Origin of the sequence: Actinoallomurus acaciae (assembly GCF_042429965.1) — a bacterium.
In the GTDB taxonomy this organism is placed as follows: Bacteria; Actinomycetota; Actinomycetes; order Streptosporangiales; family Streptosporangiaceae; genus Actinoallomurus; species Actinoallomurus acaciae.
This window is the reverse complement of the sequence record NZ_JBHLZP010000258.1, coordinates 1-11,583: the sequence shown is the minus strand read 5'-3', so window position 1 is coordinate 11,583 and position 11,583 is coordinate 1. Positions and strand designations below refer to the sequence as shown.

Here is an 11,583-nt window from a genome sequence, read left to right as displayed (position 1 = left end):
CCCGCGCCGCCGTACGGGCGATCGCGAGGCCGAGGCCGCGCGGCCGCTCGCCGTCGGTCTGGCGCGTGGACACGCCGTCGCGGAAGATCGCCTCTTTCAGGTCCTCCGGCACGCCTTCACCGGAGTCGGTCACGGTGACGTGCAGGTCATGGCCGTCGCCGAGCAACTCCACCTCGACGCGCGCGGGCCGGCGGCGGCCGAGCCTCGCGGCCTCCAGGGCGTTCTCCACGAGGTTGCCGAGCACCGTGGTCACGTCGAGCGGCTCGGACACCCGGCCCGGCACCCACGTGGTCTCGGCGATCTCCAGCTCGACCCCCTTCTCGGCCGCGACGGCGGCCTTGGCCGCGAGGAAGGCGCCCAGGTACGGGTCGGGCACGGTGCCCGGCGGCTCCTCCTTGGCCGCGGGGACCTCGGCGAGGGCCCGGATGTAGCCGGCCGCCTCCTCATAATGACCGAGCTGGAGCAGACCGGACAGGGTGTGCAGGCGGTTCGCGTACTCGTGCCGCTGGGCGCGCAGCGCGTCGAACAGCGTACGCACCGCGTCCAGCTCGCTCGCGAGCGACTCCACGTCCGTACGGTCCCGCAGGCTGATCACCGCGCCGAGGCGGCGGCCTCCGTGGCTGACCTCGCGCCGGTTGACGACGAGGACCCGGTCACCGGAGACGACGAACAGGTTGGGCGGCACCTCCTCGCCCTCCAGCACGGCCTTGAGCCGGCCGGCCACCGGCAGGTCGGCGACGGCGGTGCGGCGGGCGGGCGTGACGTCGAGCAGCCGGGCGGCCTCCTCGTTGCAGACCGTCACCCGGCCGCCGTCGTCGAGTGCGAGCACGCCCTCGCTGATCCCGTGCAGCACGGCCTCGCGTTCCTGGACCAGTTCGGCGAGCTCGTGCGGTTCGAGCCCCAGGGTCTGGCGCTTCAGGCGCCGGCCGATTCCGGCGGAGGCGGCCACGCCGAGCAGGACCGTGCCCGCGGCGAACCCGGCCGCGATCGCCAGCGTGCGGTGCACGCGCCGGTCGATCTCTCCCGCGTCGAACCCGACGCTGACCTCGCCGACGAGGGTCCCCACGTGGTCATAGAGCGGGACCTTGCCGCGCGCGGACAGCCCGAGGGTGCCGCGCTCGATGACGATGATCTCGTGCCCGGACAGCGCGGCCGACGGATCGGTGCTGACCTCCCGCCCGATCTCGTCGCGGTTGGGATGGGCCAGGCGGATGCCGCGCCGGTCGGTGACGACGACGAACAGCGCTCCGGTGGCCTTGCGGAACCGCTCCGCGCGGTCCTCGACCACGCCCTGCGGGTCGCCGTTCGCCACGGCGTCGCCGATCACGGGGTCGGAGGCGACGGCACGGGCGAGGGTCAGCGCGCGCCAGCCGTACTGGTGGCGCAGTTCGCCGCGCTGCACCCAGGCGGCCATGCCGTACCCCGTCACGGCGACGAGCACCACGACGCCGATCTGCAGGATCAGCACCTGGTGGGCGAAGCGGATACGGGGACGCCGGGGCATGACGTGCAAACCGTAACCGACCTGGCCTTCTCCCGCTCTGCGCGCAGAACGCGCAAAACCCCGGTTTATGCGGTCAACGCCGTTAACGCGGCTTGTAACCACATCGCGGGCAAGGCTTAACACGCCCGAAACACGCTCGTAGCCTCTGGCGGCATGCCCACGCAAGAGACCCCTGACGGCCCCGCGATCGAGCTTCGCGGCGCCACCAAGCGTTTCCGCTCATCGTCGGGCGGAGTGCACACGGCCGTCCGCGACCTCGACCTCACCGTGGACTCCGGGGAGTTCGTGGCCCTGGTCGGCCCCACCGGCTGTGGCAAGTCCACCACACTCTCACTCGTCTCCGGACTGGAGCCCCCCTCCGGCGGCGAGGTGCTGGTGCACGGCGCGCCGGTCGGCGGCATCCCCGAGGGCGTCGGCTACATGTTCCAGAGCGACGCGGTCCTCCCCTGGCGCTCGGTGCTCGACAACGTCGCGACCGGCCCGCGCTACCGAGGTGCGGCCAGGCGGCAGGCCCGCGCGAAGGCCCGCGAATGGGTGGAACGGGTCGGCCTCGGCGGGTTCGAGGCCTACTACCCGCACCAGCTGTCCGGCGGCATGCGCAAGCGGGTCGCGCTCGCCCAGACGCTGGTGAACGAGCCCTCGATCCTGCTGATGGACGAGCCGTTCTCCGCCCTGGACGTGCAGACGCGCGGCCTGATGCAGGACGAGCTGCTGCGGCTGTGGTCGGGCGCCGGCACGGCCCGGGGCGCCGCGGTCGTGTTCGTCACCCACGACCTGGAGGAGGCGGTCGTGCTCGGCGACCGCGTGGTGGTGATGACCGCCGGGCCCGCCACGGTCAAGGCGTCCTTCGACGTCCCGCTGGAGCGGCCTCGCGACGCGGAGGAGATCCGGCTCACACCGGAGTTCCTCGACATCTACCGCGAGGTGTGGGACTCGCTGCGCGAAGAGGTCCAGATCACCCGTGAGAGGGGTGCCGGTCGTGCTGCCTGACACCAGGGAACCCACCGAGACCGGGGTCGGCGACGACGGCCAGGCTGCCGCGATCGCCCAGGCCCGCGCCGTCCGCCGGCGACGCCTCATCGGCATCAACACCGTGCGGGTGCTGCTGGTCGTGGCCGTGCTGGGCTCGTGGGAGCTGGCCGCGACCCACTGGATCGACCCGTTCTACTACTCCAAGCCGAGCGCGATCTGGAGCCGGCTGGTCGACTGGTTCACCAGCGGCACCTCGCAGGGCTCGATCTGGACGCAGATCGCCTACACGCTGGAAGAGGCGCTGATCGGCTTCGCCCTCGGCAGCGTGGGCGGCGTCGTGCTCGGCATCGTGCTGGGCCGCAGCCGCTTCCTGTCCGACGTGTGCGCGCCGTTCATCAAGGCGGCCAACGCCATCCCCCGCATCATCCTGGCCTCGCTGTTCGTCATCTGGTTCGGCCTCGGCATGTCCTCCAAGATCGCGACCGCGTTCGTCCTGGTGTTCTTCGCGGTGTTCTTCAACGCCTTCCAGGGCGCCCGCGAGGTCGACCGGAACCTGGTGAACAACGCCCGGATCCTCGGCGCGAGCCGGACGCAGGTGCTGACCTCGATCGTCGTGCCCAGCGCCACGTCGTGGATCCTCGCCTCCCTCCACTCGGCGTTCGGCTTCGCGATCATCGGCGCGATCGTCGGCGAGTACAGCGGCGCGGACAAGGGCCTCGGCCTGCTCATCAACCATGCGCAGGGCACGTTCGACTCGGCCGGCATCTACGCCGGAATGATCATCATCACGGTGATCGCCCTGCTGGCCGAGTGGCTGCTCACCCTGCTCGAACGCCGCCTCCTGCGCTGGCGTCCTCCCGCGTCCAGCGTCGAAGCACAGATCTGAAGGAGCCCCCTCATGCGTACGGCCACTCGCGTCGCCGCGGCCGCACTCGCCGCCGCCACCGCCCTGTCCCTCAGCGCCTGTCGCGACTCGCGCACCTCCGCGTCGAGCGGGAACGGCGGGAAGGGCGACACCATCAAGATCATGGTCGGTGGCATCGACAAGGTCATCTACCTGCCGGCGAAGCTGACCGAGCAGCTCGGTTACTTCAAGGAACAGGGCATCAACGTCCAGCTGCTCACCGAGCCCGCCGGCGCCCAGGCGGAGAACGTGCTTCTCTCCGGTGACGTGAACGGCGTCGTCGGGTTCTACGACCACACCATCGACCTGCAGACCAAGGGCAAGTGCATCAAGAGCGTGGTGCAGCTCGCCGACGTGCCGGGCGAGGCCGAGGTGGTCTCGGCCCCCAAGGCGGGCCGGATCACCTCGCCCGCGGCGTTCAAGGGCCTCAGGCTCGGCGTGACCAGCCCCGGGTCGTCCACCGACTTCCTCACGCAGTACCTCGCGACCAAGAACGGCGTGCCCACGTCGGCGTACACGACGGTGAAGGCGGGCGCCGGCCAGACGTTCATCGCCGCGCTGAACAACGGCGGCATCGACGCCGGCATGACGACCGACCCGACCGTCGCCCAGCTCACCGACACCGGCAAGGGCAAGGTCCTGCTGGACATGCGTACCGAGGCGGGGACGCGAGCCGCCCTCGGCGGCCTGTACCCGTCCAGCTCCCTGTACATGAACTGTGACTACGTCTCGTCGCACGCCCAGGCCGTGCAGAAGCTGGTGAACGCCCTGGTCAAGACGCTCGGCTGGATCAAGGCGCACAAGCCGGCCGAGATCGCGGCCAAGATGCCGGCCGACTACGCGGGCGGCGACCCCAAGCTGTACGAGAAGGCGGTCGCCGACAGCATCGGCATGTTCAACGGGGACGGCATGATGCCCGCCGACGGCGCGAAGAACGTGCTGAACGTCCTCGCCCAGTTCTCCCCGAACGTCAAGGGCAGGAAGGACGGCGTCGACCTGTCCAAGACCTACACGACCGAGTTCGCCGCCAAGGCGCCCAAGCAGTAGGGAACGCGCGAAGGTCCGGTGCGGGCGGCGCCCGCACCGGACCTTCGCAGCCGGTCGGTCAGCCCAGCTGAACGGTCTCCTCCTCGCGCGCCACCTCGACCGGTCCCGCGTACGTCCGGCGGGCCGCCTCCTCCGCGTGGACGGCGAACGTGCCGGGCCACAGGTGCGTCAGCATCAGGCGCCCGGCGCCGGCCTTCGTGGCCCACTCGCCGGCCTGCCGCGCGCTCGACAGGTAGCGCGCGTCCTCGGCCGGTACGGCGTCCGGGTAGGTCGCCTCGGCGAGGAACAGGTCGGCGTCACGGGCCAGTTCGGCCAGTTCGCGGCACGGGCCGGTGTCCCCGGTGTAGGCCAGCACCTTCGCGCCGCCGGTCAGCCGCAGTCCCGCGTTCGGCACGAAGTGCGGCAGCGCCCACGTGTCGACCGTGAAGGGGCCGATCTCGAACCGCGCGCCCGCGGTGAAGGTGCGGAGCACCAGGGCGTCGTCGAGCATGCCGGGCCGGTCGAGGGCCAGGACCCGGTCGAGGGCGCCGGGCAGCGCGTGGACGGGCAGCTTCGGCGCCGGGTCCGGGTCGAGCGCCCGCGCCCGCAGCAGCGGGTTCAGGTCGGCGCAGTGGTCGGGATGGCCGTGGCTGACCAGGACGGCGTCCACGTCCCGCGCGTCGACGTGCCGCAGCAGGCGCGGCAGCGTGGCGTACCCCGGGTCGACGAGCAGCCGGAACCCGCCGTCCTCGATCAGATAGCCGCCGCACGCGCGTCCGGGCGTGGGCCACGCCCCGCAACTGCCGAGCACCGTCATGCGCATTCGCGTCAGCTCCCATTCGGTCGTGTCGGGACTCGTACCGACTCGCCACGGAACGTCGGTCGGTGGCGTCCGTGACGCCGTTATCTCACACATGGCGACCGGCTCGATACGTATCCGGGCCCTATTACGGACGGCCCCGTCACTCTCCTACTTCGCAATACCGGCACCGCGCCCGACCTGGTTGTTTTAGGACGTTTTACGCGGGCAGAGAAGGCTCGCAACCGCAACTCAGGAGGCAACCATGTCGACCGTCGTAGTGGTCGTCATCGTCATAGTCGTGCTCGTGGTGTTGGCCGTCGCCGGGTACTTCGCCCGTGCGCAGGCGCGGCGACGCGGCCTGCAGCAGCGCTTCGGCCCCGAGTACGACCGGGCGGTGGAGGATCACGAGAGCACCCGTGAGGCCGAGCAGGAGCTGCTCGCCCGGCAGAAGCGCCACGACCGGCTGGAGATCCACCCGCTGGCCCCCGAGGCGCGCGAGCAGCACCTCGCCGAGTGGCGCCAGGTCCAGGAGCGTTTCGTGGACGCGCCGGAGACCGCCGTCACCGAGGCCGACCGTCTCATCCACCAGGTGATGGGCGAGCGCGGCTACCCCACCGACGGGAGCTACGAGCAGCAGGTCGCGGACCTGTCGGTCGAGCACGCCGCCACGATCGACCGCTACCGGCAGGCCCACGACGTCAGCGCCCGCGCCGAGACGCGGCAGGCGTCGACCGAGGACCTCCGGCAGGCCATGGTGCACTACCGAGCGCTGTTCACCGAGCTGCTCGACATCGGCGACGACGCGGACGCCACGGACCACGCCGCCGAGCCGGACGCGGCCGGGACCCCCGAGACCGAGACCGGCGCCGCCCCGCGCGGCGAGACGCCGGAAGAGGACGCGGCGGCCGAACCGGCCGAGACCGGGACGAAGGACCGCGTACGGACCACGGCCGGCGGGCGGACCGCGCGGCGCGACAGCGATGACGAGGGAGCGTAGGCGATGAACGGCCACCACGACCCGTTGGACGACCCCCACCCACCCGCCGAGGACCGGCCCGTCGCCGGCTGGCCCACCTCCGGCACCGACCAGGACGAGCAGCGGGACGCGGCCTCCGGTGAGGAAGAACCGCTGGTCGGCGAGGTCTGGGAGAAGGACGCCTCCGCCGAGCCCGCCGGGAACGCGACCGGCCGGGAGGGCGAGCCGGTCTCCTCCGAGGAGACCACGGACGCGCCGGCCGAGGACGAGGCCGGCCATGGCCACTACGGCGAGCCGTTCGGCACCGAGGAACCGATCATCCTCTCGGACTCGACCGCCGACGAGGAGACGGCCGACGCGTCGGACGCCGGACCGGCCGAGGCGCCCGACGGCGCGACCGGCCACGAGGAGACGGCGACCGATGCGGCCGAGGCCGAGCCGTCCGAAGCGGCCCCGACGGCCGCCGATGAGCTCACCGTCGACCGGCTCATCGACACCGACGCCGCCGAGCGGTTCCGCAAGCGCTGGCGCGACGTCAAGGGCGACTTCGTGGACGACCCGGCGGACGCCGTACGGCAGGCGAGCGCCCTGACGGGCGAGGCCGTGGACGAGCTCGTCGCGGCGCTGGGCCGGCTGCGGGACCGGCTCGACGGCCACTGGGGCGAGGGCGAGGAGTCCGACACCGAGCGGCTCCGGGTGGCGCTGCGCGGCTACGGCTCCCTGATCGACCGCGTCCTCGGCCACTGATGACGGACGTGAGGAGGTGGCGGGCGCTCAGGGCGCCCGCCGCCTCCTCGCGTCCGGATCAGGCGGGGCGCGGGGACGAGACCCGGTCGCTGAGCCAGGCGTACGCGTTCGGCAGCATGGAGTTCCACACGGCCGCGTTGTGCCCGCCGTCGTTCAGCACGTATTCGAACGCCTGTGTCGGCGGCCGGATCAGCGGCACCAGCTGGACGAGCTCGCGGTAGGACGCACGGTCCTGCCGGGTGCCGGCGAGCAGGAGGTCGACCGGCGGCCGGCCGGCCCGAAGGATGTCCGGCAGGGAGTTCTGGGCGTTCAGCGCCGGGTCGGCGCGGACCTGCGAGGTCTGCGGCGTCGTGTCGCCCTGCATGCTGACCGCCGCGCCGAACAGGTCCGGCCGGCGCAGGGCGAGTTTGGCCGCGCAGTAGCCGCCCGTGGAGAACCCCATGACCCCCCACGAGGCGCGCCCGCGCTCGGCGCGGAACGCGCTCGTCACCGCCGTGCGCACGTCGTCGGCCAGCCAGGTCTCGACGCGCGGGCCGGCCGGGAAGTCGACGCATTCGGTGTCGCGGCCCGGTTCGACCGTCATCGTGGGCGCGACCAGGATGAACGGGTGGGCCCGGTGGGCCGCGACCGCGTCCTGGAGCGCACCGACCCCCCGTACGGCGTGGAACCACGTCGACGGGCTGCCGGGAAAGCCGGGCAGGAGTTCCACGACCGGATAGGTGCGGTGGGCGTCGGCCGGGGAGTCATACCCCGGCGGCACCCACACGAGGGTCCGCGACCGGACGCCGGAGCGCTCGCCGCCGTAGGTCGCGTCGTAGATGCCGTCGCCGAGGGACCGGTCACGCCGGAAGTCGGCCCGCCCGACGCCCGCTCCCGCCGGGCCGGCCGCCTGGATCGCGGCGGTCTCGCCGGTCCCGCCGCCGACCAGGTCCTCCCACGAGGCGTAGAAGCCGTAGTGATCGTTGATCGCGACTCCGCCGAGCAGCAGCGCGAGCGCCTGGGAGGTGACGATCATCGTGAACCGCCCCGCGGCCGCCAGGGGACCGCGGACGCGGTTCCACAGGACCAGGCAGGCCACCGGCGCACCGAGCGCGAGAAGAACGGCCAGCACCAGCAGTGGCAGACCTGTCAGGCCCATCGGCTCCCCCAAGACATCGGCGCGGGCACCCGAGACGCGTCCGATGCATCCGCTGCCGTCGGACGCACTGTAGGGCGTACCCGGCGGCCGTCCGGCGGGATTCGCCTCGATGTGGTGCGCTGTTCACCTACCCGCGCGCGAAGGGCCCTCCCCAGGCCAGACGAGAAGAACACGGCACGGCGCGTGGTCGACGACGAAACGCGTGGCGCGGCCGAGGCTGTCGGGCCCCGGCAGGCCGGGGGCGCCGTCGCGTACGCACACGAGCAGGTCGGCGCCGCTCGCCGCCGTGACCACCTCGTGCTCGGGGACGCCGCGCTCCCACAGGCGGCGTACGGGACGGCCCATGCGGGCCTCCGCCTCGTCGAACAGCGCGGCGGCCTGTTCCTCCTCGACGCCGGAGAAGGCCTCGCCGGGCTCGTGGCCGGCGGGGCCGAGCAGGCCGGTGAGGGTGTCGGGCGCCGCCACGCCGCCGCCCTTGGTGACGAGGAGCAGCACGATCTCGTCGGCGGCCATCCCGGCGACCGCGTCCACCGCGCTCTCCCATGCGGCGGCGGGGTTGATCCAGACCATCACGACCACACGACCACGCTCCGAATGCCGACGGGAGGCGTCCAGCCTGTCATGGCCCGCGCGCGGACGTGTCCGGCCGCCGGGGCGGGCCGGCCGTCACCGTGCCGATCCACGGGCGCTCACGAATTCGCAAGGATGCCAGAAGTGCGGCGCTCGGGCACCGACGCCCTCGGGCATCCCGCGACGGAGCGGCTCCCACGGCCGGCCCCCCCGCAGGTCACACGCCGAGGAAGGCGGCCACCGCGTCGCGTCCCGCGTGGCCGAGCTCGCGGTTCTGGATCGAGTGCGACGCGCCCTTGACGACGACGACCTTGCCCTCCGGGGCGTGCCGCGCCTCCTCGTAGGCCCACTCTGTCGGGGTGGACAGGTCGTGATCGCCGGTCAGCAGCAGTACCGGCACGTCCGGCAGCCGGGCCGGCGGCTCCGCGGACGGCCGCGCGTGCCAGCGCAGGCACTCCTGGGTGAAGCCGCTGCCGGCGGCCGTCGCGCGGGTGTACGGCCAGAACCGCTCCGGCGGGATCCGGCGCAGCGCGCCGTCGAGGCGGGCCTGACGGCCGGCCAGTGACGTGTCCGAGCGGCCCCACGGCCAGTCGCTGTCGGAGCAGAACGCGTCGATGTGCAGGCCGGAGCTGTAACCGGCGAGCTCGTCACCGCCGGGCTTGAAGAGGGTGAGCAGTGCGTCCAGGCGCGAGGAGTCCCCGTGGCGGGCGGCGTGCAGCGCGCCGACGATGTCGCCCTGCCCGCCGGGAAGGGCGCCGGCGTTCCGGTACGTCGGGTCGGCGAACTCATACGACACGATCGTGTCGAAGATCCGTACGCCGTCCGCGTCGCTCCGGTGCCGCACCACCCAGGCGAGGTCGTCGGCCGGGTCGAAGCCGCAGGCGGGCGCCGACGCGCAGGCGTCGCGCAACACGCGTGCCTCGGCGTGCATGCCGACGAGGTAGAGGCCGTCGTCGGCCTCGGGGTCGACGTGCGGCAGCACCGAGTCGAGCACGACCTGGCGGACGTGCGATGGGTGGACGGCCGCGTACCGCGCCGCGGTGAAGGTGCCGTACGACACTCCGTCGACGACCATTTTGTCGACGCCGAGCGCCCGGCGCAGCGACTCGTAGTCGCCGACGGTCTGCTCGGTGCCGTACAGGCCCTTGCGGTCGCCGATGATGCGGGAGCACTGCCGGACCGCGGCGGGCGTCGGCGCGGCGATGTCGGAGCTGCCCACCTGCGCCTGGAGCTCCGGGCAGTCGATCGCGCCGTACTGGCCCGTCCCCCGCTGGTCCAGCAGCACGAACCGGTACTGGCGGGCGATCTCCGGGAGTCGCTGGTGGGCGATCCGGTCGGCGATCGACACGCCCGGCTGGCCCGGCCCGCCGCTGAGGAAGAGCAGTGTGCCCTTGGGCGCGCCGACGTTGTCGGCGGTCGCGACCTGGAGGTTCAGGGTGCCCGGCACCCGGCCGCGATGGTCGAGCGGCACGGTCAGGGTCGAGCAGGTGAACCCCGGCTGGTCCTGGCACGGATGGGGATTCTTCAGTTCGGGCACGGCGGACGCCGGGCGTGGCGCGGGACTCGCCGAGGCCGGGCCGGCCAGGCCCGCCGTCAGCGCGGTCGCCGCCGCGGCGATGAGTACCCGTGAGCGAGCGAACCGGCGAGCACGCTCGCGAGGCCGGCGAAGGAGGTCTCGTGATCGCATGCCGGATTGTCTGCACGGAACCGCGTCCGGGGAAACCCGAGCGGCGCCGGAACCGTACGCTGACCTGTATCGGCCACAATGCCGGTCATGTCGGTGAACAGTGTGTTTCCAGGCACCTTCCCGAACGCCACCGGCCGGACACCCGAATTCATCCGCCGAAGCTTGACTGGACCCTGACTGGACTGGCAAGTCTCTAGACATGAGTACTCCCCGCAGGAGACTCGGTCTCCGCTCACTCGTCCTGATACCCGCGCTGGCGACGGCGGGCCTGCTGGCCCCCGCCGCCCACTCGTCGGTGGCCCCGCTGTCCACCGGCACCATCTGCCACTCGGCGCTTCCGCCGGAGGCCGACGACACCCTCGGGCTCATCGCCGAGGGCGGCCCCTACCCCTATCCGCAGGACGGCGAGGTCTTCCAGAACCGTGAGGGCGTCCTGCCGCAGGAGCCGCAGGGCTACTACCACGAGTACACCGTCAAGACGCCGGGCTCGTCCGACCGCGGGGCCCGGCGCATCGTCACCGCCGAGAGCGGCACCGACTACTACACCTCGGACCACTACGTGACGTTCGACGCCATCGACTTCGGCTGCTGAGAGACGCCGGGGGCGATCTCTTAGGCCAACGGCTCGCCGCGATCGGGCAATGAGTCGACGAAACCGGCGCGTGATCGCGGCGAGCCCGCCGCCCTCGGTGACAGCGTCTGACCTGGTCGCTCTTTCAGGCGCTTTCTCAGGGGGTACGTCATGCGCACACTCACCGTCACCACGCTCGCCGCGGCCGGCCTGCTCTGCCTCGCACCGGACGCGGGCGCCACGCGCGCCGGCAGCCACCTCACCGTCACCGGCCAGGCCAGCCACCTGCGTCCCACGGTCGGCGAGGTCGAGACCGTCCGCTGGACGGTGACCAACACCGGCGACGGGCACCTGGATCACGTACGGCTCACCGCGTCGGTGCCGACCGGCTGGACCGTCAAGGACGGGCCCGGCTGCACGCACGTGGCCGCGAACCTCCGCTGCGAACTCGGCGGGCTCGACGCCGGCCGCCGCGTCAGCGTCGATGTTCCGATGGTCGTCCGCAAGCCGCTCGGCGCCGTCCAACTGCACGCGTGGGCCGTCGGCTCCGTCGGCCGGCTGACCGTTCCCGGCCCGGAGACCTCGTTCCAGGTGATCGTCGTCGGGCGCCGCTAGTACTACATAGCTAGATCATGTTGGGGATTTCGCTTCGTGAGTGTTCGGGGCATGCCACCTTGGTGGCATGC

Annotated in this window: 12 protein-coding genes; 7 read left to right on the top strand and 5 right to left on the bottom strand. The window is 72.4% G+C overall.

Going from position 1 to position 11,583, the window contains the following annotated elements; genetic code table 11:
• On the bottom strand, positions 1 to 1,504 hold a 1,504-nt coding region (locus ACFFNX_RS28965), incomplete at its 3' end, for an ATP-binding protein (RefSeq protein WP_378208853.1).
• Between the two features lie 153 nt (positions 1,505 to 1,657).
• On the opposite strand from ACFFNX_RS28965, the gene ACFFNX_RS28960 reads away from it, so the two are divergent.
• The 3 genes from ACFFNX_RS28960 to ACFFNX_RS28950 are packed head-to-tail and all read left to right on the top strand — an operon-like array spanning position 1,658 to position 4,427.
• Positions 1,658 to 2,494, top strand: coding sequence for an ABC transporter ATP-binding protein (locus ACFFNX_RS28960; RefSeq protein ID WP_378208851.1), 837 nt, complete (start codon positions 1,658 to 1,660; stop codon positions 2,492 to 2,494).
• Entirely contained in the window at positions 2,484 to 3,362 is an 879-nt protein-coding gene (locus ACFFNX_RS28955; RefSeq protein WP_378208849.1) for an ABC transporter permease, read from the top strand. The genes ACFFNX_RS28960 and ACFFNX_RS28955 overlap by 11 nt, the downstream gene beginning before the upstream one ends.
• Before the next feature lie 12 nt (positions 3,363 to 3,374).
• Complete coding sequence (locus ACFFNX_RS28950; RefSeq protein WP_378208847.1) at positions 3,375 to 4,427, top strand: ABC transporter substrate-binding protein; 1,053 nt, start codon at positions 3,375 to 3,377, stop codon at positions 4,425 to 4,427.
• Between the two features lie 58 nt (positions 4,428 to 4,485).
• Here ACFFNX_RS28950 and ACFFNX_RS28945 read toward each other — a convergent pair whose 3' ends face one another.
• On the bottom strand, positions 4,486 to 5,229 hold the full coding sequence (locus ACFFNX_RS28945) for an MBL fold metallo-hydrolase (RefSeq protein WP_378208846.1): 744 nt from the start codon (positions 5,227 to 5,229) through the stop codon (positions 4,486 to 4,488).
• Positions 5,230 to 5,470: 241 nt separating this feature from the next.
• Between ACFFNX_RS28945 and ACFFNX_RS28940 the strand changes: the two genes are divergently transcribed.
• Both ACFFNX_RS28940 and ACFFNX_RS28935 read left to right on the top strand, forming a co-directional pair.
• Positions 5,471 to 6,205: a hypothetical protein gene (locus ACFFNX_RS28940; RefSeq protein ID WP_378208844.1), complete on the top strand. Its 735-nt coding sequence runs from the start codon at positions 5,471 to 5,473 to the stop codon at positions 6,203 to 6,205.
• 3 nt (positions 6,206 to 6,208) lie between these two features.
• Positions 6,209 to 6,931, top strand: a complete 723-nt coding sequence (locus ACFFNX_RS28935) for an ICP22 family protein (protein WP_378208842.1) — start codon at positions 6,209 to 6,211, stop codon at positions 6,929 to 6,931.
• A gap of 58 nt (positions 6,932 to 6,989) precedes the next feature.
• On the opposite strand, the gene ACFFNX_RS28930 is transcribed toward ACFFNX_RS28935, so the two are convergent.
• The 3 genes from ACFFNX_RS28930 to ACFFNX_RS28920 form a co-directional block, all read right to left on the bottom strand.
• Positions 6,990 to 8,069, bottom strand: a complete 1,080-nt coding sequence (locus ACFFNX_RS28930) for an alpha/beta hydrolase (protein WP_378208841.1) — start codon at positions 8,067 to 8,069, stop codon at positions 6,990 to 6,992.
• A gap of 123 nt (positions 8,070 to 8,192) precedes the next feature.
• Positions 8,193 to 8,639: a universal stress protein gene (locus tag ACFFNX_RS28925; protein ID WP_378208855.1), complete on the bottom strand. Its 447-nt coding sequence runs from the start codon at positions 8,637 to 8,639 to the stop codon at positions 8,193 to 8,195.
• 217 nt (positions 8,640 to 8,856) lie between these two features.
• Entirely contained in the window at positions 8,857 to 10,326 is a 1,470-nt protein-coding gene (locus ACFFNX_RS28920) for an alpha/beta hydrolase (RefSeq protein ID WP_378208839.1), read from the bottom strand.
• Between the two features lie 199 nt (positions 10,327 to 10,525).
• Between ACFFNX_RS28920 and ACFFNX_RS28915 the strand changes: the two genes are divergently transcribed.
• Both ACFFNX_RS28915 and ACFFNX_RS28910 read left to right on the top strand, forming a co-directional pair.
• Positions 10,526 to 10,918: a guanyl-specific ribonuclease gene (locus ACFFNX_RS28915; RefSeq protein WP_378208837.1), complete on the top strand. Its 393-nt coding sequence runs from the start codon at positions 10,526 to 10,528 to the stop codon at positions 10,916 to 10,918.
• 150 nt (positions 10,919 to 11,068) lie between these two features.
• On the top strand, positions 11,069 to 11,512 hold the full coding sequence (locus ACFFNX_RS28910) for an NEW3 domain-containing protein (RefSeq protein WP_378208835.1): 444 nt from the start codon (positions 11,069 to 11,071) through the stop codon (positions 11,510 to 11,512).
• The last annotated feature ends 71 nt before the right edge of the window (positions 11,513 to 11,583 follow it).